Below are 21825 nucleotides of genomic sequence, written 5' to 3'. Positions count from 1 at the left end.
CGTAAAACGAAAGCGACCCCGAAGGGTCGCGAAAAACTTCTCGCCGCCTGTTCGACGCTCAACCTTGCGGCGCGCGTTACTTCTTCTGCGAGTAGCAGACGTTGAGCGTTGCCTTGGTCGCAGCGGGATTCGGCAGATACTGGATGGCTTGCGGTGCCTTGCCCGCCGCGAGGTCCTTGGCAGCCCGCGCAGCATACGCACCGTCGTCATACGGGGACTGCTCGACCGTGGCGTATGCCTTTCCGGCGGAGATGGCCTCCACTGCACCGGAGTCGCAGCCGTGACCGACGATGACGAGCTTCGACGGGTCGAGGCCGAGGCGCTGTGCGGCAGTCACGACGCCGCGAAGTTGCGAGTCGTTCTCCGTGTAGACGCCTTTCACGTCCTTGAATTGGGTGAAGAGCGCTGAGGCTGCGGCTTCTGCCTTCACAGCGTCCCAGTCGGCCGGTTGCGAACCGACGACTTCGATTCCAGGAGCATTCTTCTTGAGGCCGTCTACGAAACCTTGATAGCGCTGGACTTGAGGCGGCGTACCCATCGGTCCGTTGATAACGATGACTTTGCCTTTGTCGCCATACCCCTTTTCCTTGAAGCCCTGAATCATGGTCTTCGCGGCGACTTCGCCGTTACTGATGTCGTTCGGGCCCGTGAACACCTTCCAGTACTTGGAATACTTCTGGTCCGGCATCGAGTTCGAGATGACCAGCGGAATCTTGGCTTGGTCAATCTTGCGAATCGACGGAACCATGGCGCTCGAGTCCACAGGGATGAGAACGATGACATCGGGCTTCTGGGCGAGCGTCTGGTCGACCGCGGTGGCTTGTTCGTTCGGGTCGTAGTTGCTTACCTTCACGTCGAGCTTGAGGCCCTGAGCGGCCGCTTCCTTCTCGAAGCCCTTCGCATAAAGCGCCCAGTATTCAACGCTCTGCGTCGGCATGAGCAACGTAACGCGAGGCTGGTCGGCCGCACGGGCGCTCGTACCAAACGCGCTCGCGATGGCCGCCAGAGCAAAACAAGAAACGGTGGATTTGCGGAAGTTCATGCTGTGTCTCCAATAGGCCCCACGTCGTGGAAGAGCCGGGTTTTGATGTTTTGGTGGAGGCACAGTAAGGCTTGGTATCGGAAAGAAAAATGCGACAGAACGAAAAGTTATTTCCTCTCACTGGAAAAATCGCCACGGCCACAGAATAATTGCCCCGGACGTTTGAAGAATCGAACGATGCGCCTGATGCGGCGGTCCACACGGTGGCCACCACGCTGGACTTGCGCGATTGTTGAGTTTTACTCTACTTGAAGACGATTCGGGGGCTGTTTATTCGTTGCGACTTCTGCGTAATAGTACAGACATCGATTCCCCACGCCCGGCATCGAATCGCCTGTCGTCACTTTCAAGAGGTCTCATGTCCAAGTCTAAAGTCGAACTCGTTGCCGCCTACTTCACGCTCTCCGGCGATGTCTATCCGTTCGGTCCGACCGAAATCAGCCCCTTCAGCTTCAAGGACCGAGTCGAAGCAGCGGCGAAGGCCGGTTGGGACGGCATCGGCCTGATTCACTCGGACATCTACGCCACCGCTGACAAGATTGGCTTCCAGGAGATGCGCCGCATCCTCGAAGCCAACGGCATCAAGCACGTCGAGTTCGAGTTCCTGGTCGACTGGTATCAAACCGGCGAGCGTCGCCGCACCTCCGATAGCCAGCGCTACTACTACCTGAAAGCCGCGGAAGAACTCCGTGCGCGTATCGTGAAGGTTGGCCCTGGCATCGGCGATGACACCGCGAACGTCCCGCTCATGGTTGAAGAGTTTGGCAAGCTGGCAGACGACGCCGAGAAGCGCGGCACGCAGGTCATGCTGGAAATCATGCCGTTCAGCAACGTCCGCACGATTGAAACCGGCAAGGCCATCGTCGAAGGTGCGAACAAGGCCAACGCTGGTCTGCTGCTCGACATCTGGCATCTGAGCCGCGGCAATGTCGATTTCAAGGAAATCGCCACGATCAAGCCCGAGTTCATCAAGGGCATCGAACTGGACGACGCAGACCGCTACGCAATCGAGCCGCTGTGGATGGACACCTGTCATAAGCGTCGCCTGCCGGGCGAAGGCGTCCTCGACGTGAAGGGCTTTATCAAGGCAGTCCAGGCGACGGGCTTCGACGGTCCGTGGGGCGTCGAGATTCTCTCTGAAGTCGAGCGCAAGCTCCCGTTGGAAGAGATGGCCACGCGGGCATACAACGCGACGATCAGCCAGTTCGAAGACTAAGCAGGATAACGAATAGTCTCCCGACGGCTACAACCACAGGTTAGCGGCCGTCTTGCTATTTAAGATTCCACTCGCCGACTCCTGTTCGACGAAATGCCATTCACAGGCATCGCAACGAGCCTAGTCGCCGCCTCCAAAGCGAACACTGACAACCACGAAAAATGCTGGCTCTCTACATCCGATTCAAACTCGTTGCCTCGGCCAAGTCCCAGTTCTTGCCGCATCTCGACGAGCTGATTCAAGCGATGGCTACAGAACCATCGTTCGTAAGCGCAGTGCTCAATGAAGATCCGAATGCAGAGAATGAGCTAGTTCTCTTCGAAGTATGGAACGGATCGCACGACGAATGGCTCGCTCAGCAACCTAAGAAGCCGTATCGGAGCGTCTATGACCATGCGACGAAGGAGCTTATTGCCGACAAGGAAGTGCGATTCCTCTCGCCCATCGCCATTCGCAATGTATAGAGGGCACCACCCCGGGCCGGGCATTTTGTTCTTGCATTCAGTATGGATACTAATATAGTATCCATAAATGGCTTCAGTAAACACTCAATTTTCGATCGCTGTTCACGTACTCGCGGCAATCGTCCATCACGAAGGAATCTTCACGTCGGAGGTTCTCGCAGGCAGCGTGAATGCGAACCCGGTTTTCGTTAAGAGAATCCTCGTAAAACTCTCGAAGGCGAAGCTGGTTACGACGACTGTTGGTAAGTCGGGTGGCTATGGCCTGGCACGAAGCCCAAAAAGTATTTCTCTCCTGGACATCTACTCTGCGGTAGACCCTCCAAATGCGTTCGCCATCCACGCCTATCCCAGAAGGGACGAGTGTGTCGTGAGCTGTAACATCAAAGAAGTCATGAGCGACGTGCTTGCTGGCACTCAGGTGGCCGTCCGCAATGAGCTGAGGCAGACGACATTGGCGGACGTGGTGTCCAAAATCAGGGCTAGGTCCGGTTAGCGTTTTTTTTACTCTAAATAGATACTTTTATAGTAGCGAATATCTACCGAAAGGGATTCAAAATGGCCAAGCTGAATGGAAAGAACCCTGTGATCACCGGCGACGCCGCCGGAATCGGCCGCGCCGCAGCAGAGCGGGGCAAGGACGCGCCCACCGCCGTGCTCATCGGGGTGACCGGAGGACTTGGTCAAGCCTTGGTGAGGCTCCTCGCGGCCGAGGGCTTCCGCATGGTGCTGGCGGCGCGGCGCGAGCACGACGCTGCGGCGCTGACCGGTCGGAACGACGGCTCGGCAATTTACCTGCGCGCGGACGTCACCGATCCGGCGAGCCTCGAGAACCTGGCGGCGGCGGCCTTTGAGCACCTCGGCCGGATCGATGCGGTGGTGAACCTCGCGGGCATCTCGCCGCGCAAGGCCATCGAGGACTACACGTCGGCCGACGTGGACGCGCTGCTCGCGGTCAACGTGAAGGGACCCATCGGCGTGACCCAGGCATTTGTGCCGGGGCTACGCAAGCAAGCCGGCGGCGGAGTGATTGTCCACATCGGCGGCGCCATGGACGGCCGGGTGGCGCTGCCGTTTATGAGCGCCTACGCGGCGACCCGCGGCGCGCTGGCGAGCTACGTGCAAGGCGCCAACCGCGAGCTTGCCGGGACCGACGTGGTGCTTTCTTTCTTCGGGCCTGCGCCCTCGAATACCGAGTCGGAGTCCGCATATTTCGACATGTGGCGCAAGATGGGCGTCGCCCTCTGCGAGCCTGATGCGGTCGCGCGCGATATCCTCGCCACCATCCGCCAGCGACGTCGGGCCCACATCATGGGCGGCTCGCTGCTCAGGATGCTTACGCTCGTGAACGCCGTGTCGCCGTCCGCTGCCGACGCGATCGGTCTGCGGCGGTTCGGAAAGCTCATCGAGCAGCATAGTCCACGCTGATCTGCGCTCCGGGCGCCCGGCGCCTGTCAGTTCGATTCGGTCCTGAGCCGCGGTATTGCCCATCATCGTGAATCAGCCCCGTAGAACCATAAATCGCAGTGTAAAAATGTACCACTGCAGCGCACTGGAGAAGCGAGATAAACGTGTACCGGTACGCAGCCTTTATCCTTGGTTCATGGTTGATTTAAGGGAAGTCAGAAAGGATGTATTCGGCGGAGCCAAAGGCAAGCGGCGCGTGTCCACGCGTGTCCAATGTCTTGATTTCGGCGGGCGCGAATGCAGGTTACGCGCGGATTGAGGCGGCGGCAAATTCAGTGACGACATTCCAGGGCAGCAGATCGTTGATGCGATTGATCGGATGATCTCTCAAATGGCCGCGTGCAGCCCGTTGACGCCAATCTTCGAGCGACGCGCTCGCGAGGGCCGGGTAAGTGCCGAGATTGATCTGTTCGGCACGGCACCCAAACTGGCAGGTGCGGGCCTCAGCGCCGCCGGACGTCCGCGCCTGTCGATCCGGTTGATGGTCGGACTGCTCTACCTGAAGCACGCGTACAACGAAAGTGATGACTCGGTTTGCGAGCGCTGGGCACAAGACGTGTACTTCCAGTTTTTCTGCGGCGAGGAGTATTTTCAGCCGCACATGCCGTGCGATCCGACCAACCTCGTGCGCTTTCGGCAGGCGCTGGGCGAAGCCGGTGTCGAGGAGTTGCTCGCGACGACAATTGCAGCGGCCGTGCAAATGAAAGCAGTGAGGCCGGCCGAGTTCGAGCGCGTGATTGTCGATACGACGGTCCAACAGAAAGCGATTGCCTATCCGACTGACAGCCGATTGCTGGAGATTGCACGAGGCAAACTCGCAAGGCTCGCGCAACGTGCCGGACTGACACTCAAGCAAACATACGAGCGAGAGGGGAAACAGTTGCGTCGCCGCGCCGGTGGCTATGCACATGCGAAACAGTTTAAGCGCCTGCGCCGGGTGCTCAAGCGTCAGCGCACGATACTCGGACGATTGCTGCGTGACATCGAGAGAAAGTTGTCAGGCGCCTCTACTGAGCAGCAGGCATCCTTGCAGATCTGGCTTGAGCGCGCCTGGCGTATATGCCGCCAGCGTGCGAAGGATCAGCACAAGCTCTACGCGCTCCACGCGCCAGAAGTGGAATGCATTTCGAAAGTGCGACGTGAAGTCGCAAACATCATTGTCTCGCCCGCCCATAAGGCTGGTGACGAGACCGGCCGTTCCGTCGGCTGTAGCCTACCTGTGCATGCGTTGCCGGCAACAGCGACGTGTGAAGCCACGGGGACAACGTGTCGGGCCTTCTGGCCACGTCAGCTTCCGCGAGGAAGAGACGTCACCTGCGAGCATCGACGCGGGTGAGACGCCAGGCTGAGTGGCATGGTCAACAGATGTGAACTGCCGCAGGCATCGTTATGCATGACAAGCCAAAGATGCTGACAGGCTTGAACCAAAACGGTACGTGGTCGGTTATGCTCAGGCTCTCGCTGATGGAAAGATTTGCGACATCGTGAAATCCAACGAACAGCCTATCGAGGAACTTCATTTCAAACTCGAGCGGTGTGCTGTCTGCGCGCAACTGCACGTGCACAATGTTGCTTGCCGCCGCTACCTTCTTCGCGCCGGATTGCAAGTCCAGCGGACTTACGATAAATCCGCCGTCGGCGCCGGTGTCCTGTATTGAGTATGCCAACGACGCAACGATCGCCTGCGGTAAGTTAGAAGTGGTGTGTCGTTTGCATTCGATAACCATGAATGCGACACCGTCCTCGGCGACGCCCTTGGCATCAATCTCCCAGTCGGTCCCACTTCGGAGCCCAGTAACGTTCTGCTTTCCTTCGACACGGGCCAATCCCAAGTCCGAACAAAAACGGTTGAGTAACTCTGCGGCCACGATTTCGTATTGCCGTGCTTTCTTACTTTCGTTATTTGCCATGTTTTCCTAGTCTTCGAACGGAATATGTTGGCCCGAGCGCGACTGCATCCCCAACTTGCCTTCACTTCCCATCGCGTCCTGCCACGCAATCATCGCGTCTGCAACCGCATCCTTATCGCCGCTAAACGCCAGCACTGTTTCACCGCATGAAGGACAGGTGCCGCCGAAGGCGGCATGGATACCCTTCATGTTTCGAGTATCCATCGCATCGAAGTCGCTAAACGCCGTTTTGCATGCGCCGCAGACCAGCTTTTCAGGGCGCAGCGCATCCATCTTTGCCTTCGCTAGTGCGATGCGTTCATCCTTCGTACCGCGCTGTTTCGCTTGTCCCATCAAACACCCCTTCTTTTTTCCCGCTCTGTCAATGAGAGAAGTACATCACCATCGAAAAGACAAAGGCCAGCACAACGACAACCGACCAAAGCCGTTGCTGACCCGGACTAAACCGGTTGATTGCTTCGGCTAGTTGACTTCTCTTTTTATATCTGCGACGTGCCATGTGTTTTCCCAGGCTGGTCCCGTGCATTAAAAAATGCCAAATCTGAAGGCGTCTTGCACGTTTTCGCGGAGCGCCACGCACCCTTTGATGACGATCAAGGCCGAAGAGACCAGCCGTACGTCTCTATCGCGGTCGGCGCTGCGCTCGGGCGACCAGACCTTCGCTCCGTGGAAGAGGTTGTTTCGAACTCGTCGCACCATCAACAGGGTCTGCTGCGACCTCGGGAGGTTCGCATCGGGCGCCGATTCTTGCCACTCAATATGTCCATCCCTGAGCACCTGCTTGCGGGGTGGCTCATGGAGCATGATATTCGACACCTTCCTTGAAGTCTTCCGCCCTCACGCGTGAAAAGTGCCACGCTATATCGGTTGCGAACTTGTCCCAGTCGGCTTCGACGGACTTTTGACTGCCCTTCGCGAATCCTGAACACTTCAACGCGTATTCACAACGAGCAAATGTGCCTAAAAACTCGTAGGTCAATTGCTCCGGGAGCGGCACTCGGGGGAATACAATTTCGTCTCGCACCTTGTTTTCCGTGACGTTCTACAGTTTGTTGAATCGCGGCAACCGTCCGAATTTTTCCGCGTACTGGCGCAAGAGCACACGTTCATATACGGCTATCGTCGCCGCTGCGACTACGGGAGCCTTGCGCTCGTATTGTCCCTTGGCTGCGCCGGAATGCCAGATCGTAAAACGAAGGTTTTCTGCCGCAATATCGCCTGACTGCTGCTTGTACGCATCCACCGCGTCGTGTCTCTGTTCTAATCGTCGCTCGACGTGCTCTGACATTCCGATGTAGATCACTGCCTCGTTGAGGTCCCTGTCGGCTTCGGCCGACAAGCCCGCATCGACCTCGCTTGTTGCAAGCACATAGATGCCTAGCAGCCCGAAGCCAACCGGAACATCAAAATTTCGTGATGGCCGTTCTCGATTCGCCCATTTCTTCCAGTGGGGGAATTCGATTGCAGAAATCTCGATCGTCGCCACGCCGCTCTCCGTTTTCCGGGTTCTCGCATGCGAAACGTGTTTTCCTTGGTTACGCCAGCTCGATCTGAGAATTGGGTTCGATCGAATCTGGGAATGAGCCGATATCTGGGTAATCGCGAAGATTGACCGTGATGGTTCCGCCGGTGCGCTTGTCCGCACCGGCGAATACCAGCGAATCGCCATCGTGGTCGGCTTGATAGACACCCGCGACAATGTTGAGCCGCGCACCGTCTTCGGCCCTCCCGGAGAAGGGGCCGCGTCGCACACGCAGATTGATGATCGCCATGATCTCATCCTTCCTCGTTTTCCGTTCAGCTCATCGATGCGCGAACGAGTTCTCTCAGGAGCATCTCAGCAACCGTCACAGGCGCCAAACGGCCAAGCTGCGTGCTCTTCTTTCCGTAAGCCGATTGAACTGTCACAACGTTGCTGTCCAACGTGAAGCGGCCGGTGTAAAGCATCCCGTTGACCGTGATATTTATCTCATTCATGTCCTCTGCCGTTTTCCTATCTTTCCGTGGGGTAAGCGCTGTTTTCCTAAGCGTCTTCATCGAATTCCACGTTACCGTGAACTTGCACGGTCCCGGCGGCCCCGACTGACCAAAGTTGCGCCTTGTGAATGTCTCGCTGAACCGAAAACGCTTGTGACGGGTCGTGCCAGCGGTACCCAACACGAGACGTTGTTCCTTGGTAGGTCATCTCGTACTCGCCGAGGTTCCACTTCGCCGCGGCCGGGATCTCCTGAAAGCCGTAGGCGTGCAGGAAATCCTTAAGCGCCTGTTCTCCCTTAACAGCGTTGAAGTCCTCGTACATCGACATTGGCTCGCCCCTGTTTACCGTTGTCAGCTGACCCGGCGCCAGGCATCGTCGACTGCGCCGAACACGGGAGGCACAAAATCATGTCCCTCGAACGACACGGGCCGGTCGTCCTTCGGATACTCGAGCGCCGGCGACGCACGCAACATGTTCAGCACTCGGTGACTGTGCTCGCCGGTCGCGGCGACTTCGGCTAGAACGTCTGCTTCGATCTGGTGAAGGATCGCCCACGTCAGCACTCCAGCAACCCGATATCGATTCACAAGCGCGGGCACCGCTTCCTTTACAGCCGCATCGGCAGCGAGTAATTGGTCCATCGTCTCTCCGAGTTTTCCCGTGTGAATCGAGTTCGCTCAATGCGTCCAATCTTCATAGCGAAGATCAGGCACGCGCATAAATTCGCGCACGTTGTTGGTAACGACCACGGCACCGGCGCTGATAGCGTGTCCCGCGATCGCGGAGTCGTTATCGCCTATCGGTGTGCCGAGCTTTGCGAGCTCAACCCGTATTCTTGTCGTCGCATCGACCGCAGCAGAATCCCAAGGCAACACACCATCAAGCCTTGCTACGAAACCAGATACCATCCCTGCGTGCTTTGGCGACGCTTTCTTGCCAATCGAACCGAACCGCATTTCAGCATACGTAATAGCCGATATAACGATACGCTCCTGAGCGTCAACACATGCTTGCAGATGCTCCAAAAGCGCAGTGGGGCGCTCGCGCATGACGAACGAACAGATATTCGTGTCGAGCATGTACAACTGCGTCACTTGCCCGCCTCCTGTGCGTCCTCTTCCGCATCGCTCAAGTCGAATCGGCCAGAGTCAATCACGGCGGGGCGCTCGGAGAGGAAATCTGCATCCGCCAACGGCTCTTGTGCAAACGACGTCCAGTTAGGGCGTGCGGGACGCAGGATGATCGTGTCGCCTTCGCGGCGAATCTCTAGTTCGGTCACGCCCTCGTACTGCATATCCTTTGGGATACGAACCGCCTGATTGGCGTTGTTTTTGAAAATGGAAACGGTACGCATAGTTACCCCCTTGATGCTCCTTCCATTGTACGCATATGTTGCCATATGTCAATGTGCATACGCGAACATATGTCTGTTATCGGCGTGAGCGCCATTCCTCTTTAATCCAGCCCCAAGACTGCCGCTACTGCTCCTACCAAGTCTTGGGCTGAAACGTCAGTCGCGGCTCCGCCGCAACAAGTCTGCTTGGGTGCGTGTTGCTTGTCACCGCGGCGGCAACCGCTGCGCAACCTATCGAAATGCCGCGCCCAATCGGGCTGTCATGTCGCCGTCCGAAGTACTGAGATACTCGCGTAATAGCGCGCCACTTCCTCGACGACGCGTTGCTTCTCGGCCTGGACGTAGATGGTCGTGGTCTGCAGCGATGCATGGCCCAGCACCTTCTGTACAACATCCACCGGCACTTCGTCGGCGACCGATTGGGTGCCGAAGGTGTGGCGAAACGCATGCGCATTCGACTGCCCGAGCCTCACCCGTTCATCAAGGCTCAACCCATCCATCGTCTTGACCAGTTCGGTGACCATCCGACTGATCAGCCGGTTCAGTCCGTCGGCGGTGTAGCCTGCTTCCTTCGCAGGCTGTCCGTCCCCGCTTTCCGCACTCTGCCCGGGTCGATGCCGCCGGCGTGACGCGTCAGTCCACGGAATGACAACGGGGCTCAGCAGCGGCCCGCTCTGTTTTTCTTTTCCGGTTGCGCCGTCAAAATCCTGCCCCCGGTCGGCCCAATGCGCGCGCAACGCGTTCAGCGTCGCGGCGCTCACCGGCACCGTGCGTTCGCGCTGCCCCTTGCCGACGAGGGTCAGCTCCCACACGGGTCGCTCGAGCGTCCCGTACGATGACGGCCGCAGATCCTCGCGCCGGGCGCTCGCGGCTTCTTCACGCCGCAGGCCCGAGTCACCCATCAGCAGGATCGCTGCACGCACGGCCCGCCACTGTGCAGGGGCCGTAGTCCCGCTCTCTTCTGCTGAGCGCACATCGAGTTCACCACGCAGCTTGCGCCACAGATCGGCCGGCAAGGCGCGCTCGATTTTCATCGGCCGCTCGCGCTTGACCACCATCGGATCGTTGACCGCCTTCCACGGGTTGCCGCCCAGATAGCGCACATCGACCCACCAGGCGAATGCGGTACGCAGTACCCGAACGGTATAGCGCTGCGATTCGGGTGAAGCGTCGCCGACAGCGAAGCCTTGTCGTCACCCGCGACAGAAGACTTGGGCAAGGCGAAGGGTCGCCAGCGAGGCGAGTGCCGCGGAAAACGCTCACCGACGAAGCGCGGGTCCGGGTTTTTCAGAAAGTCTTTGTAGGCCTCACAGTCGTCGACGCGCAGGTCGCTCAGCGCCTTGCCGCGCAGCACCACCGCCCACAACAGGAAGCGCTCGAGCTCCTTGGTGTAGGCACGCAAGGTTTTTGGCTGATCGCGATAGCGGTTCAGATACGCGCGCACCGCATCGAGATCGTGGTTCGCCTGGATATAGCAGAACGCGGTCGCGCGGTTTTCGCCGCGGTACGGACCATCGGCGCCGGAGAGCGCGTGCGGCACCGCGACACGCTCGAGCGGGGCCAAGGTCAGCCGGCTTGCAGACTCTGGGCTGCTTGGACTGCTGCCTGGGCCGCTTCCCGTCACCTTGGCGGCTGGCGCGATTTCAACGAGTTCGGCCGCGATCAACGGAATGCCGTCCCGCTGTTCGGAGTCGACGTCGGATTCGATCGTTAGTTGCAGGGATGCCTGCTGCTTGCGGAGCCAACTGACGATCGCGCGCGCCCGGCCTGGGCCAATGCGCGGAATCGAGCGCCACCAGCTGCCGCCGCGTCGATTACAGAACGCGACCAGTTCGCCGAGCGTCTTGATGCCCTCGCCTTTGAGACGCCGCGCTACACGCGGGCGCAGCCACGCACCGATCGCGTGATCGGCCCGCGGCGGCAGCGCGGCCAGTTGCGCCGCCTCGGTCACCATGCGGAAGGTCACGGCCGTGAGCAACGGGCGCCCGTGCTGCTTGATCGACGCGCGCAGGTGTTCCGCGAGCGCGGTCGAACCGTGCGCGAGCGCCAGCGCGACCAGGGCGTCGAGCATCGTGGTGAGATGCCGCTCCATCGCGCCGGGCGTCGCCGCGTGCGCATCGGCGTCGGGGTCGTAGTAGGTGCGTGCGATCACCGCGGACGGGATGCGCTGCACATAGGCACGCAGCGCGGTGAAATCCTTGGTCGTGTAGCGGCGCTCGAGGGTGAGTTCCTCGGTGAGCCTTTCCGGGTGACGTCCCTTTTTTGCGGTGAGCTTTTCCGGGGACGACGCCGTCGCCACACGCGCGCGCTCAGGCATCGCCCCCCTCCTCATCGAGCTCGTCGCCGGGCTCGTCGCCTGGCCCGTCGTCCGACTCATCGATTGGTTCGCCGCGGCCGCCTCTTTGACCGTTCGTCGACGGCGACGCCGGGGTGCGCAGCCGGGGCAGGCCGAGTTGCGCGAGCGCCTCGCTCGCCTGCGCCATGAACGCCTCGGGCCACGTCGCACACAGAAACTCGAACGCCGGGCGGGCCTCGCGCAGCAGTTCCGCCAGCCGAGCATTCTCTGCGGCGTGCGCGGTGACATCGAAGTGAGTGGTCGGCCGCGCGCCGTACATGACCCGCTGCACCAGCTTCACCGCGCCGACATCCGCGATGAAGTCGAGCACCGGCAGGAAGCGCGGCGCCGCACTGAGCGCGGCGCCATAGCTTTCTGCGAGCGCGATCACCACCGCCAGCTCGAGCCGGGAGGGTTTCACCGGTAGCAGCGGCACCGCATCGCCGTGCGCGGTCAGCCACGCGGCGGCGGCCCGGCGCTTGAGGGTGATCGCGGCATCCACCGCGAGCACCGCCTGCGCGACGGTGGCCGTTGGCGCCTCGCTGGGCCAGCGTGCGTCTGCTGGCAAGGCGTCGTGCGATGCGTGCTTCGACGCGCCATTCAGCCCATCGCGCGAATCATCCGGTTCGTGGTCGGTGTTGCGGTCATCTGGCGGAAAACCATGTTCCACGGCCCTCTCCCCGGTGTTGTAAATGTGAATTATCGAATTCTACCCCTGCAAACGCTATCCCGATAATAGCCACTATCAGGCTTGGAATTTCATAGAACCCGACTATGATCGCGGCGTTGCAGCTTGCGTTGGGGTCAACGTCGATTCGGCCCGAAAGCTCCGCAGCTTGGGCCGTCGATGGAGCGAAGGGATGTCGGTGCTCGCGAGTTTTGCGAAGCTTTGCCTTCCGCTCGCTGCTGGTCGAATCGCTGAGTCGCCAAGCTAGTGAGCCCACGGAATTATCGCCGCGCGGCCGGTGCGCGGAGGATTGCATGCAAAACGAAGTGCTATGGCTTGCCGATCTTGCTGAGAAGTGGCTCGGCCCCGAGGCTGTATGTGCTTCAACGGGTGAACGTGGCTCGACGTTTCTGGGTCACGATCGCCGAAGCATCGCCGTCTGCAACGCGCCGTGTGCATCGAGCGCACCGGATCAGCCTTGAATCATTTGCTTTGGTCGGGTTTCGCTAGACGGTAGGATATTGCCGTCTAACACCGGCTTCTCTAACGCTGTACGCATAAGCTCAAGCAGCTTCGCGCCTTGCCTGTCGTCATCAATCTCCCACGCGAGCGGTACGAAGTCTTCGGTGCGCGCATATGGCTCGCCGTTCCGATAAAACACTTCGCAGATGCCGCACCAGGTCTCGCCCTCGGTACGAATCTTAACAAGCCGGTAATCCGACTCCTCAGGCGTCTCCGACTCGGTGATTTCAGTCCGCATTCGTGACGTTTGGGGATGCGGACCGCCCTCACACTCGTCCGTGCCGTCTGCGTCGGTCAGGCGTTCGATGCGCACGTAGCGAATCTCTTCTCCGTCGTGCGGATGGGCGACGTGTTCCCCGATCGCGAAGCGGAAATTGGGGGCGCGCCTCATCGCCGTCTTGATGGCCTGCTCGGCACCGAGTTTAGATACATTATCCGAGAGCACCAGCGCGGCGCCGATCGGCAGGATCAGCAGACGCTCGAACATGAACTCGTCGTCGTGCATCGCGGACCTCGGCTCGTGATGGATGGCCGGTATTAAAAGCACGTTGCATTCCCCGACCTGCTGTGTGCAAAAATTCGTACGGGACGATTGGGGCGGCGGGAGTAATAGCGGCGGAATAAGTGCGGGAGCGTCCCATAAGCGTCTTTGGCATCCCTGCGATCGATGAACTGTTGAATGTGAACGGAGAACGGCGAGGCAGACACGACTCGCTAGCGCTGCGAAAGAAAGCAAGGCGTTGACCGAAGTCTCACGAAGCGGCGCCCAAGCCGGTACCGAGCTTGTCTCGAAGGCCGGCAAAACTGGGAACGATTAGCTTCGGCCTTACAGCTTCAAGTAACAAACTGTCGCTTGAGAATTCGAAACGGATGGACGCGATAACGGGCGCTGGCGAAGAACACCGCTCAGATCACCACATTATTTGCATTGCGAAATTCATGGATGATGCGCAAGGCGCTGCGCAGAGCGTAAGCCACGCCGCAGGTTGAGCTCCCTCCCGCCTTCTCAATGAGAGGTCACAAAGTGCGGGCCCATCACCTCTGTCATTGGCAGACCGTGCTGAGCGAGAAAGCTCCGCCCAACGCCTGCACAGTGCGCAGGCATTTGAAACCGCGTTCTGCAGAGCCCTCCATAAGTGCTGGCACGCTCGCTGCTCTTTAGTACCGCCCAGACCCACGTCTGGACGGCAACGCGCTGGAGGGCAAGGATGACAATCCAGAGAAAAATCGCCAAATGGCGCAAGATCAGCCATTTCTGCACGGGACGGCTCGTTGATTACGGCGAACTGATTCCAATCGAACTCGCTGAGACGAAGAAACGCGTACTGCATGAAGTGGTCGCCCTCATCGGGCTCACGATTGGCCTGCTGTTCACACTGTCTTTCGTGTCGATCGCGGTGATCGTCACAGCGGCCGGCACGCCGCATCTCGTGCTGACGGCGTGGTGCGTGGCGGGTGCGTGGTTCGCGGTTGCGGTGATCGCTATGATCGTCATGCTGTCGCGCAAGCCCGCTGAACCGTTCCGTTTGCTGCGCGAAGAGTTGCGTCGAGACGTCGACGCCATCAGGGAGGCGGCGCAATGAAGCACGCTGAAGCCCAGGAAGCCGTGCTCGCGCGCATGGCGGAATCACGCGCGGAGCTCATCGCCGCACGTATCGCAAGCGAACCCGTCAGCGTCACGCGCGTGCCGCGCACATTGCCGGCCACCACGCGTGCCGCACCGTGGTTCCTGCGCACACCCAACGCGGAATTGGTCGCGCTTGCGCTCGTCGGCGTCGCCATCCTCGGGCTGCGTCGCACGGTGCAGACGGCAGTCGGAGCGGGATTGAGCGCGTCGACCCATCGGGTGGTCGACGTGGTGCTCGATGCGCTGCGCAACTGACTTTTCGTCGTCACCTCGGAATGGTGGCGTCACCATCGACGATGCTCGTTTCATCGATGCCTACTTCGGGCACGCTCGCAAGTTGGGGCTGCGCCAGGCTCCAAAGCTCGTCTGAGCGGCCGCTGTCGACCACTTTCGCGGCGGTGATACGTGCTCAACAGCTTCGTCACAGTCCAAACACCGAAGTGTCGAGGCACGCCAAAAGACCGCCAGGCCCAGTATAAATCGCCGTGCAACCCGCCTCCCGCAGCGCCTCTTCGGCGAATCCGCCAGACAACAAGCCCAACGCCCGTAAGCCAGCGCATGTTGCAGCTTGCGCGTCGTACGGCGAGTCGCCGATAGCGATCGCATCGGACGGAGAGACGCCAAGCTTGTGTATTGCCATCTCAAAGACATCGGGTGCCGGCTTGGAACTCTGAACATCCTCTGAAGAAACGATCGCGTCAAAAATGTCTGCGACCTCTGCAATCTGCAGATAGGCATCGAGCTCGTCCTTTTTTGCTGAGGAAGCGACCGCGAGCTTGATGCCATTGGCTCGCATTCGCTGCAGCAAGGCCGGCACCGCGGAGAAGGGGCGAACGAGTGGCAGATAGACGCTTTTGAAGTGCTTGCCGCGCCACTCTTCGAGCGCGGGGCCACATTCATCGATCTGCCGCGGAGTGAGGAACTCTGGAAGGAGATTGTCACCGCCTTTGCCGACCTGGCTGCGAGCCTGCTCGAAAGTCACGTTGTGGCCAAATTGGACGAATGCCTCGTGCCAAGCGAGCGCATGCAGATCGACGGAATCGATCAAGGTTCCATCAACGTCAAAGATCGCGGATTTGGACATGTGACGCTCCTATTCAGATACCTTTAAGCGGTGTGGCGGTGCTTCGTGGCGCGCCGAGCATCGGCTCGCTCCCGCGCGCGTCGCTTGACGATTCCCGCCGGCTCACCTTGAGCCTTTCCGATACCGCGCGCAAGGTGGCACCGAAGCCCTGCGGTGTGCGGGATAGCGTTCGCGCGCTGGTGTCGACACGCACCTTGTTGGTCCGGGCGATGGCGAAGCCGTTCTCCGTGAGCGCATGGACAAGTGCAACGTCCTCGTTGAAGGCGAGTGGCTGAAATCCGCCAGTGGCTTCGTAAGCGGCCGCGGACAGTCCGAGATTGGCACCATGCACATGGCGATGTCCCTCCACATCGCGGTACGTCGCGAGAAAGTCGGCTCTTGTCTCGGCTTGGTGGCCCGTCCAATCGGAGACCGTGATCACCCCACACACCGCGTCCGTCGCACACTCGAGTTGCTGCACGAGCCAGTCCGCGTGTACGGTCGTGTCGGCGTCCGTGAAAGCACGCCATCGCGCTTCGTGGGCGATGGCGGTGCGCGCCCCGAGGTCGCGTGCACTGCCAACGTTGCGCTCGGACGTGCTAAGGACGAGCGCCCCGCTTGATACCGCGATCGCTTCGGTGAAATCGCTGCAGCCGTCGGCGACCACCACCATCAGCACGCGCTCGCCACCGAGGCGCGGATGCGAAGCGGCGATTCGAATGGAATGAAGGCATCGTGCGATAAGGGCAGCTTCATTGTGCGCAGGGATCACGACGCCGAGCATAGTCTTCCTTTTCGTTTTTTATTAACAGCTGCTGCAGGGCCGTGGGCGGAAGTTCGACCGATCGCGAACGCGCGCCGAATGAATCCGGCCGGCTTACCCGCCTCATCGAACTCGACCTAGCAATCAGCTTGCCTGAGCCGAGCCCATGTCTCAGCAGGCCAGGCATGCGCAAACTTTCTGGCCAACTCGATTGAACGCTTGGAGGGAATGCTCGAGCGCACGCGCAGCCCCCGGAGATCGCAGCTACATCGTTGAGGTTGCACGGATGCCGACCCCGTGTCGAGGCCAGCTCGTGCCTTCAGGAAGCCTCAGCTCTGACCAGGAACACGATTTGCACGATTAACGGGCGGCGGACCGGCGACCGGCAATTAGCGCAGCAGAACGTCCTCCCATCTCTAACGTCATCAGGGAGCGAAAATGGACTCAAATACAACAGAAGGAAACGTCAAGGAAGTTGCCGGCACGGTGCAGGACGCTGCCGGTAAGGTGCAGGACGCGGCCGGTGAGTTGCTGGCGAAGACGGGCACGCAGGCGGTCGGCAAGGCGCGCGAACTCGGCGGCAAGGCGCAGCAGCTTTACGCCGATACGACGGAAATCGTACGAGACAAGACCGTTGATAGTCCGCTGACCGCGCTTGCAGTGGCCGCTGGATTAGGTTTCCTGCTGGGTGCGATTTGGGCAACCGCGAATTCAGCGCCCCCACGTTCTTACCCAAAACGGTATCGGGGCGATGACCGATATTAACGCGAGACTACGGACTGCAGCACCGTCAAAGCATCGCGAGACCGACGCGGAAACACTTTTCTGCGGTATCGAGCGTCAAGGCGCTCCATGGAATGGCGTGGAGCTTGGTGCCCATACCGAGAAAACCGCCTTCGGACAGCACAGCGTAGGCGAACCGTCCGCCCCGCACGTCGAGCATGATGTCCGAAATTTTGCCGATATCTTCGCCGTCCATGAGCGAACCTGGTTGCCATCCAGCGTAGCGGCTGCCATGATTTCCGGCCCCGGCCCTTCAAGCAGAGGGCTGCAGGTTCCACCTCGCGCCCAGGCCTGGGGCTTGGCCTTTTTATCGTCAAACAGATCATCGCCTCTCACAACGAAGACATCACGGTCGAGTCAGACAATCGAAGGACGGTGCTTGAAGTCGTTTTACCGAGAAACGCCAACGTGCAACAGCCGGTCCAGCACCCGCCACCAACTCAGTAGTCCACTTCTTTTTGGTGGCGCATCCGGCGTCGCACACTGCGTTGACGGCAGCTGATTGACGGCAGCTGATTTCGCGGGAGCTGAAAACGTTTCCTTCGACCCAGGCACCTACCGCTAATTTGGCCCGCGGCTCACACCGGCGAACAAACCAAGCGAGGGCATACCCGTTGCTGGCAGGGAAAGCATGACTTCCCCATTCAAACGCATGTCGCCCACCGTCATGTCGCCCAGCGTCGCTGCGCCTCCCGGGTTATGGAACGCTCGTCCGTTTGCGGGCGTTACGCCGCCGATTGCCGTGCTCATCGTCGACGATGACAGCGCGGGTGCCGAAGCCTTGGCCGCTGCGCTCGCCACTGAAGGCTTCCGCACGATTGTCGCGGTTGGGGGGACATGCCGCCTTTCGAACGGAACCTGCGTGGACGCCGCACGTCGTCATCCTCAACATCGAAATGCCAGACAGTGACGGCTTTGCCGTGGCCTCGGCGATGCGCGGCTCAGGCCGCTTCGCAAACGTACCGATCATCGCGTACACCTCCTTGGACGAGGCGGAGGTAATCGAGCGGGGCAGAGAAGCGCAGATCGACGCGTTTTGCCGGAAAGGCGATTCGATCCGGTCGCTCCTCGCCCTGATTGAGCACGTCGCGCCATCGACCGTGCGGGGGCGAGGCAGCGCGCTTTAGCGCCAGTCCTGGAAGTTCACGTGTCGTTCACGCGTCTTTTCAGGAGTCTGTCTGCTTCCTCAGCGCGCGCCCCTTTTCCCCGTCGACCACTGTCCTCGCCGCTCCGGTCATTGAGATAAACGACGAGCGCTCCACCGAGAAGCAACAGGACCACTGTCATCACGATCATTTCGGCACCTAAAGAGATCGGTCTACGCTGGTCATGTCGGCATTATGCGCGGGAGACGGCAAGGGAAGGCAATGGCCGCGCCGACGTTGAAGCCGTTCTATGCGAGCACCGCCGTGACGCCTGAAGTGTAGACCCGGCGGGGTCGTAGCTGAAACTCCATCCCAATGGTCGCAATTATTTGGATCACTAACATTATGTGTCAATGAGGTCAGGAGCGTCCACGATAGTCTTACCGCACGCGTTGCACGTCGTTGACAGCGATGTCTTTCTTTTCGAGCGGAAAAGCGGCAAGTGGAACGATCTGCGAGCGCGACCCGCGGTAACCGCTTGAATTTCACGCCGACCAAAAGCGTCTGAGGTTGGGACTCACGACTGAACTTATCCACAGATTCGGTTGAAAAGCCTGTGAACAACCCGGGCAGTAACTCCCTAAGCACCTGAAATAAGTGAGCTTTGTCGCCCTGCAACATCGCGGGGCTCGCCGGGCGACGATTGCCGGTCAGGGGCGATTTTTGGCTGACGCCACGAGGCATCGGAACCCCTGAGAGTCGCTGGCTGATCGGCGCGCAGAGGGCCTCGCTGCGCGAACGGACTGTTCAACTGCACGCTCTGCAGCTCGCCTCGGTCAGCCTGCGCGATCCGTCTGCCGCCGCGGACCGGCTTGAGCGCTTTCACCGCAGTGAGCGGCCGTCTCCCTAGCCAGAGCATATTCGCGTGGCCGTCCACGTGACACCTCGCGAGCGGCTTTGCCAGAACGCCTATACTGCACTTGACTAGTCAGCACCGCCAGATCCAAGGCAACCAGTGCGCCCCACCTAACGACATCGTTTCCGGCTTGGACCGCCCGTTACGGTTCGCTAAACCAGCTGTCGCCCAACGGGGAGCATTCATGGAAAGCCTTTCCCAGCAAACGGTGAATCATCTGATTGATCGCTGGACCATGCTCATCAATGAGCTCAACCGGTACGGGACGGGCAGTTACCTCGACTTGCTCGAGGCGGACGTACTCCGGCTCACGAGCGAAGCCGAACAGGTCGTCGCTCCTGATCCCTTCGACGCCGATCTTATCCTTACCGCTCGTTCGCTCATCGAAGCAGGCGAGCTGAAGATCGCGATGTTCAAGCTGCATGAAGTGATTTATGGTCGCTTGGGCGGTCGTTAGTCCACCCGCCGCCGCGACGCAACCCACGGCACTTGCACACTGATCTGCCGATCCGAATCGCAGGCACAGTCGGCGAGCCGCGTGATCGGAGCCTCTGTCGCGAACTGGTCCCTCCGGATGCACCGCTGCCCACTACGTGAACTGCGCGATCGGAGTCGTGAGTGCCTTTTTGAATGAGCTTCGGTCAACCTTACAAGAGACGCTGGATAGGTGACTGTCCGGACGGAAACCATTGCGCGCGCAGAACTCGATGGTGCGACGGTTCGCTTTGTGAGTTCGCAGCAGCAATTGGTTGTATCCCACACGACGACAAGACCTCGCGGGATTTGATCTGTCGTACGAACGATAGCCGTATAATCATTATCTCGAGCGGCGCTATAGCTACTTTGGAGCTTCCCCCAAAGGCGTGTGGTCTTCCAGACCGTCATGTGGTGTGCTTACGGTAGTGAGGCCGTTTCCAGACCAGCGGCTCGGAGAAGGCGTACAGTTGACGGTGCACGAACACCGGCGGCGACTGCGCCGAGCCGCTTGTGCTCAAGCAATCCGGATTGCGCGCGCGGAATCAGCAAGTCGTGCACCACCGAAAGACGCGAGGGTTACTTTGTCTTGTTCGCTAGCTTGTCGAGAAGCTCGCTGATGTTCGCCGGCTTGACGAAGTAGGCGTCGAGGGGATTTTCTTCCGGGTTCAGCTCTACCTCTGCCTGCCACCCTGTGAGCGCGATAAGCATCACGTCCGATCCGCGCCTGGAGCGGATCCTTCGCGCCACCTCCGTCCCATCGATATCGGGTAAGCCAAGGTCCAGAATAACCGCATCGGGATGGAACGCATCCTCCAAGCGTAGAGCATCCAGGCCACAGCTCGCTGTTTCCACTGTATGGCCTTCCGCTTGAAGCAAGAGCGCGAGACTGGCTGCGGCATCTTCGCTGTCGTCCACTACCAGCACCCGGCGCTGTTTCGATGGCGCTGAAAGCGATTGATTGGCCGCGGAGAGACGGGTCTCTTCCACCGACGAAGCGTGGTCAGCACGGAGGGCCGGAAGCCGAACTTCAAATGTGCTTCCTTTTCCCGGTCCTTCGCTTGCTGCTGTCAACTGCCCGTCGTGAAGTTGGACGAGCGCCCGTACGAGCGCCAGGCCGATGCCAAGACCGTCCTTCGAACGTCCGTGGCCCGACGGGACCTGCGCAAACATAGTAAAAATCGTCGTCAGGTCCTCATGCGAGATGCCGATGCCGCTGTCGCCTACGGTGATCACGACGTCGTCGCCCTGCCGGGTCACCAAGAGCCCGATCTTTCCGCCCGATGGCGTATAACGGAAAGCGTTGTTGAGCAGGTTTTGAACGATCTGTGCGAGCCGAACCGAATCCGCTGACAGGAAAAGGGGACCATCTGGAAGGCGTACGTCGAACTCGTGCGAGGACTCAGACCCAGCCTGGCGAGCGCGGGTGCTTTCAACGACCTCATGAATGATCGCGCCGATCTCGACGCGCGTTTTTTTGATCTCGATCTTTCCTTCGGCGATGCGAGAGACGTCTAACAGATCATCAGCGAGGCGCGTGGCTTGATCGAGTTGCCGATCGAGCATCTCCAACGGCCAAACCGTGTCAGCCGATAAGCTCGGCTGACGCGAAAGCAGGTCGATGGCTGAACGCATCGCACTGAAGGGCGTGCGGAGCTCGTGAGCGAGCGTCGCGAGAAATTCGTCCTTACGACGGTCGGCGAGTTTCAGCGCAAGTTCCGCCGTCTCCTTGGCTTTCAGGGCTTCGTCTGAGCGGCTCCGTGCGGCGACCAGCTCGCGCTCGTATTTATGCCGGTCGCCCATGACCATGACGGCGAACTCGTCAAGCTCAACACCGCCTTCGGTCACCCGGCACACGTTCACCATCATCGGGACGACCGCCCCATCCTGGCGACGCATATCGAGTTTGACTTCCGCCACGGAGCGCTGCACCTGCAGCAGCGGCGAGAGATGGGTTTGGAGAAAAATCTTTCCGCCCATCGTCAGCAGGTCGAGAAAGGTGCGGTGCCCAACCAGCTCTGTTGCTGAGAATCCGAGCCATTCACAAAACGTTCGGTTCGCTTGGAGGATTTTCCCGCCTGCCGTCGCCGTAAAAAGCCCGCAGGGCGCGCGGTCATACGCTGCTCTGAAGTCGGATACGCTTCGGTGCAGCTCATGCATGA

27 protein-coding genes and 2 pseudogenes are annotated in these 21825 nt (G+C 59.9%); 11 read left to right on the top strand and 18 right to left on the bottom strand.

The features are described 5' to 3' along the window. Positions 1 to 76 precede the first annotated feature (76 nt). Entirely contained in the window at positions 77 to 1042 is a 966-nt protein-coding gene (locus AWB82_RS20995) for a sugar ABC transporter substrate-binding protein (RefSeq protein ID WP_086970629.1), read from the bottom strand. 229 nt (positions 1043 to 1271) lie between these two features. Here AWB82_RS20995 and AWB82_RS20990 point away from each other — a divergent pair, with 229 nt between their 5' ends. From AWB82_RS20990 to AWB82_RS20970, 5 genes and pseudogenes are all read left to right on the top strand, one after another. Next, complete coding sequence (locus AWB82_RS20990) at positions 1272 to 2258, top strand: sugar phosphate isomerase/epimerase family protein (RefSeq protein WP_235023382.1); 987 nt, start codon at positions 1272 to 1274, stop codon at positions 2256 to 2258. A gap of 161 nt (positions 2259 to 2419) precedes the next feature. Continuing rightward, a complete protein-coding gene (locus tag AWB82_RS20985; RefSeq protein ID WP_086970625.1) occupies positions 2420 to 2722 on the top strand; it encodes an antibiotic biosynthesis monooxygenase in 303 nt (100 codons plus the stop codon). Positions 2723 to 2789: 67 nt separating this feature from the next. Further along, positions 2790 to 3215: an Rrf2 family transcriptional regulator gene (locus AWB82_RS20980; RefSeq protein ID WP_086970623.1), complete on the top strand. Its 426-nt coding sequence runs from the start codon at positions 2790 to 2792 to the stop codon at positions 3213 to 3215. A 62-nt stretch (positions 3216 to 3277) separates the two neighbouring features. Next, positions 3278 to 4147, top strand: coding sequence for an SDR family NAD(P)-dependent oxidoreductase (locus AWB82_RS20975; protein ID WP_086970621.1), 870 nt, complete (start codon positions 3278 to 3280; stop codon positions 4145 to 4147). A gap of 460 nt (positions 4148 to 4607) precedes the next feature. Then, a pseudogene (locus AWB82_RS20970) lies at positions 4608 to 5318 on the top strand (IS5 family transposase); the annotation flags it as partial. 226 nt (positions 5319 to 5544) lie between these two features. Here the strand turns inward: AWB82_RS20970 and AWB82_RS20965 are convergent. The 13 genes from AWB82_RS20965 to AWB82_RS20900 all read right to left on the bottom strand — a co-directional run bounded on the left by AWB82_RS20965 (position 5545) and on the right by AWB82_RS20900 (position 13457). Beyond that, positions 5545 to 6096: a restriction endonuclease gene (locus AWB82_RS20965; protein WP_086970619.1), complete on the bottom strand. Its 552-nt coding sequence runs from the start codon at positions 6094 to 6096 to the stop codon at positions 5545 to 5547. 6 nt (positions 6097 to 6102) lie between these two features. Then, positions 6103 to 6429 (bottom strand): hypothetical protein, encoded by a 327-nt coding sequence (locus tag AWB82_RS20960; RefSeq protein WP_086970617.1) that lies wholly within the window; start codon positions 6427 to 6429, stop codon positions 6103 to 6105. Positions 6430 to 7138: 709 nt separating this feature from the next. Then, on the bottom strand, positions 7139 to 7582 hold the full coding sequence (locus AWB82_RS20950; RefSeq protein WP_086970613.1) for a hypothetical protein: 444 nt from the start codon (positions 7580 to 7582) through the stop codon (positions 7139 to 7141). Positions 7583 to 7631: 49 nt separating this feature from the next. Further along, positions 7632 to 7868 carry a hypothetical protein gene (locus AWB82_RS20945; protein ID WP_086970611.1) on the bottom strand — a complete coding sequence of 79 codons (237 nt, stop codon included), beginning with the start codon at positions 7866 to 7868 and terminating at the stop codon, positions 7632 to 7634. A 25-nt stretch (positions 7869 to 7893) separates the two neighbouring features. Beyond that, complete coding sequence (locus tag AWB82_RS20940; protein ID WP_086970610.1) at positions 7894 to 8073, bottom strand: hypothetical protein; 180 nt, start codon at positions 8071 to 8073, stop codon at positions 7894 to 7896. A gap of 46 nt (positions 8074 to 8119) precedes the next feature. Continuing rightward, complete coding sequence (locus tag AWB82_RS20935; RefSeq protein WP_235023381.1) at positions 8120 to 8395, bottom strand: hypothetical protein; 276 nt, start codon at positions 8393 to 8395, stop codon at positions 8120 to 8122. Between the two features lie 29 nt (positions 8396 to 8424). Next, positions 8425 to 8715, bottom strand: coding sequence for a DUF2471 family protein (locus AWB82_RS20930; protein WP_086970606.1), 291 nt, complete (start codon positions 8713 to 8715; stop codon positions 8425 to 8427). A gap of 36 nt (positions 8716 to 8751) precedes the next feature. Next, the gene (locus AWB82_RS20925; protein ID WP_086970604.1) at positions 8752 to 9168 is read right to left on the bottom strand and encodes a type II toxin-antitoxin system VapC family toxin; all 417 of its coding nucleotides are present in this window, start codon (positions 9166 to 9168) and stop codon (positions 8752 to 8754) included. Beyond that, complete coding sequence (gene vapB, locus AWB82_RS20920) at positions 9165 to 9428, bottom strand: type II toxin-antitoxin system VapB family antitoxin (RefSeq protein ID WP_086970693.1); 264 nt, start codon at positions 9426 to 9428, stop codon at positions 9165 to 9167. Before vapB ends, AWB82_RS20925 begins: the two co-directional genes overlap by 4 nt. A 260-nt stretch (positions 9429 to 9688) precedes the next feature. After that, the gene (locus tag AWB82_RS39000; RefSeq protein WP_235023380.1) at positions 9689 to 10531 is read right to left on the bottom strand and encodes a tyrosine-type recombinase/integrase; all 843 of its coding nucleotides are present in this window, start codon (positions 10529 to 10531) and stop codon (positions 9689 to 9691) included. Beyond that, a complete protein-coding gene (locus AWB82_RS38995; protein WP_235023379.1) occupies positions 10459 to 11745 on the bottom strand; it encodes a phage integrase family protein in 1287 nt (428 codons plus the stop codon). Before AWB82_RS38995 ends, AWB82_RS39000 begins: the two co-directional genes overlap by 73 nt. After that, positions 11738 to 12433: a hypothetical protein gene (locus AWB82_RS20905; RefSeq protein WP_235023378.1), complete on the bottom strand. Its 696-nt coding sequence runs from the start codon at positions 12431 to 12433 to the stop codon at positions 11738 to 11740. The genes AWB82_RS38995 and AWB82_RS20905 overlap by 8 nt, the downstream gene beginning before the upstream one ends. 469 nt (positions 12434 to 12902) lie before the next feature. Beyond that, a complete protein-coding gene (locus tag AWB82_RS20900; RefSeq protein WP_086970602.1) occupies positions 12903 to 13457 on the bottom strand; it encodes a hypothetical protein in 555 nt (184 codons plus the stop codon). A gap of 631 nt (positions 13458 to 14088) precedes the next feature. Here AWB82_RS20900 and AWB82_RS20895 point away from each other — a divergent pair. Both AWB82_RS20895 and AWB82_RS20890 read left to right on the top strand, forming a co-directional pair. Then, positions 14089 to 14535, top strand: coding sequence for a phage holin family protein (locus tag AWB82_RS20895; protein WP_235023377.1), 447 nt, complete (start codon positions 14089 to 14091; stop codon positions 14533 to 14535). Next, a complete protein-coding gene (locus tag AWB82_RS20890; RefSeq protein ID WP_086970598.1) occupies positions 14532 to 14834 on the top strand; it encodes a hypothetical protein in 303 nt (100 codons plus the stop codon). Before AWB82_RS20895 ends, AWB82_RS20890 begins: the two co-directional genes overlap by 4 nt. A gap of 166 nt (positions 14835 to 15000) precedes the next feature. Here the strand turns inward: AWB82_RS20890 and AWB82_RS20885 are convergent, their stop codons facing one another. Next, the gene (locus tag AWB82_RS20885; protein ID WP_086970596.1) at positions 15001 to 15663 is read right to left on the bottom strand and encodes an HAD family hydrolase; all 663 of its coding nucleotides are present in this window, start codon (positions 15661 to 15663) and stop codon (positions 15001 to 15003) included. Positions 15664 to 15676: 13 nt separating this feature from the next. Then, positions 15677 to 16426, bottom strand: a complete 750-nt coding sequence (locus AWB82_RS20880; RefSeq protein WP_086970594.1) for a glycosyltransferase — start codon at positions 16424 to 16426, stop codon at positions 15677 to 15679. A gap of 417 nt (positions 16427 to 16843) precedes the next feature. Between AWB82_RS20880 and AWB82_RS20875 the strand changes: the two genes are divergently transcribed. Next, on the top strand, positions 16844 to 17170 hold the full coding sequence (locus AWB82_RS20875; RefSeq protein WP_235023376.1) for a CsbD family protein: 327 nt from the start codon (positions 16844 to 16846) through the stop codon (positions 17168 to 17170). 37 nt (positions 17171 to 17207) lie between these two features. On the opposite strand, the pseudogene AWB82_RS20870 reads toward AWB82_RS20875, so the two are convergent. Next, positions 17208 to 17449, bottom strand: a pseudogene (locus tag AWB82_RS20870) (PRC-barrel domain-containing protein); the annotation flags it as partial. Between AWB82_RS20870 and AWB82_RS39200 the strand changes: the two are divergent. From AWB82_RS39200 to AWB82_RS20860, 3 genes are all read left to right on the top strand, one after another. Next, on the top strand, positions 17393 to 17635 hold the full coding sequence (locus AWB82_RS39200) for an ATP-binding protein (protein ID WP_407643027.1): 243 nt from the start codon (positions 17393 to 17395) through the stop codon (positions 17633 to 17635). The pseudogene AWB82_RS20870 and the gene AWB82_RS39200 sit on opposite strands and share 57 nt — an antisense overlap. Before the next feature lie 323 nt (positions 17636 to 17958). After that, positions 17959 to 18315: a response regulator gene (locus AWB82_RS20865; RefSeq protein ID WP_159462606.1), complete on the top strand. Its 357-nt coding sequence runs from the start codon at positions 17959 to 17961 to the stop codon at positions 18313 to 18315. 1058 nt (positions 18316 to 19373) lie between these two features. Then, the gene (locus AWB82_RS20860; protein WP_086970590.1) at positions 19374 to 19646 is read left to right on the top strand and encodes a hypothetical protein; all 273 of its coding nucleotides are present in this window, start codon (positions 19374 to 19376) and stop codon (positions 19644 to 19646) included. Positions 19647 to 20242: 596 nt separating this feature from the next. Here AWB82_RS20860 and AWB82_RS20855 read toward each other — a convergent pair. After that, positions 20243 to 21823 (bottom strand): hybrid sensor histidine kinase/response regulator, encoded by a 1581-nt coding sequence (locus AWB82_RS20855; RefSeq protein WP_086970588.1) that lies wholly within the window; start codon positions 21821 to 21823, stop codon positions 20243 to 20245. Positions 21824 to 21825 lie beyond the last annotated feature (2 nt).

The sequence above is a fragment of the Caballeronia glebae genome, assembly GCF_001545035.1.
Classification (GTDB): Bacteria; Pseudomonadota; Gammaproteobacteria; order Burkholderiales; family Burkholderiaceae; genus Caballeronia; species Caballeronia glebae.
The sequence above is the reverse complement of the archived record's forward strand: the minus strand, read 5'-3'. Positions and strand labels throughout refer to the sequence as shown.

What these genes read in the sequence shown, in the direction of transcription:
- AWB82_RS20995 (WP_086970629.1), bottom strand. Translation starts at nt 1,042, where the DNA reads ATGAACTTCCGCAAATCCACCGTTTCTTGTTTTGCTCTGGCGGCCATC.
- AWB82_RS20985 (WP_086970625.1), top strand. Translation starts at nt 2,420, where the DNA reads ATGCTGGCTCTCTACATCCGATTCAAACTCGTTGCCTCGGCCAAGTCC.
- AWB82_RS20980 (WP_086970623.1), top strand. Translation starts at nt 2,790, where the DNA reads ATGGCTTCAGTAAACACTCAATTTTCGATCGCTGTTCACGTACTCGCG.
- AWB82_RS20975 (WP_086970621.1), top strand. Translation starts at nt 3,278, where the DNA reads ATGGCCAAGCTGAATGGAAAGAACCCTGTGATCACCGGCGACGCCGCC.
- AWB82_RS20965 (WP_086970619.1), bottom strand. Translation starts at nt 6,096, where the DNA reads ATGGCAAATAACGAAAGTAAGAAAGCACGGCAATACGAAATCGTGGCC.
- AWB82_RS20960 (WP_086970617.1), bottom strand. Translation starts at nt 6,429, where the DNA reads ATGGGACAAGCGAAACAGCGCGGTACGAAGGATGAACGCATCGCACTA.
- AWB82_RS20945 (WP_086970611.1), bottom strand. Translation starts at nt 7,868, where the DNA reads ATGGCGATCATCAATCTGCGTGTGCGACGCGGCCCCTTCTCCGGGAGG.
- AWB82_RS20940 (WP_086970610.1), bottom strand. Translation starts at nt 8,073, where the DNA reads ATGAATGAGATAAATATCACGGTCAACGGGATGCTTTACACCGGCCGC.
- AWB82_RS20935 (WP_235023381.1), bottom strand. Translation starts at nt 8,395, where the DNA reads ATGTACGAGGACTTCAACGCTGTTAAGGGAGAACAGGCGCTTAAGGAT.
- AWB82_RS20930 (WP_086970606.1), bottom strand. Translation starts at nt 8,715, where the DNA reads ATGGACCAATTACTCGCTGCCGATGCGGCTGTAAAGGAAGCGGTGCCC.
- vapB (WP_086970693.1), bottom strand. Translation starts at nt 9,428, where the DNA reads ATGCGTACCGTTTCCATTTTCAAAAACAACGCCAATCAGGCGGTTCGT.
- AWB82_RS38995 (WP_235023379.1), bottom strand. Translation starts at nt 11,745, where the DNA reads ATGCCTGAGCGCGCGCGTGTGGCGACGGCGTCGTCCCCGGAAAAGCTC.
- AWB82_RS20900 (WP_086970602.1), bottom strand. Translation starts at nt 13,457, where the DNA reads ATGCACGACGACGAGTTCATGTTCGAGCGTCTGCTGATCCTGCCGATC.
- AWB82_RS20890 (WP_086970598.1), top strand. Translation starts at nt 14,532, where the DNA reads ATGAAGCACGCTGAAGCCCAGGAAGCCGTGCTCGCGCGCATGGCGGAA.
- AWB82_RS20885 (WP_086970596.1), bottom strand. Translation starts at nt 15,663, where the DNA reads ATGTCCAAATCCGCGATCTTTGACGTTGATGGAACCTTGATCGATTCC.
- AWB82_RS20880 (WP_086970594.1), bottom strand. Translation starts at nt 16,426, where the DNA reads ATGCTCGGCGTCGTGATCCCTGCGCACAATGAAGCTGCCCTTATCGCA.
- AWB82_RS20875 (WP_235023376.1), top strand. Translation starts at nt 16,844, where the DNA reads ATGGACTCAAATACAACAGAAGGAAACGTCAAGGAAGTTGCCGGCACG.
- AWB82_RS20860 (WP_086970590.1), top strand. Translation starts at nt 19,374, where the DNA reads ATGGAAAGCCTTTCCCAGCAAACGGTGAATCATCTGATTGATCGCTGG.
- AWB82_RS20855 (WP_086970588.1), bottom strand. Translation starts at nt 21,823, where the DNA reads ATGCATGAGCTGCACCGAAGCGTATCCGACTTCAGAGCAGCGTATGAC.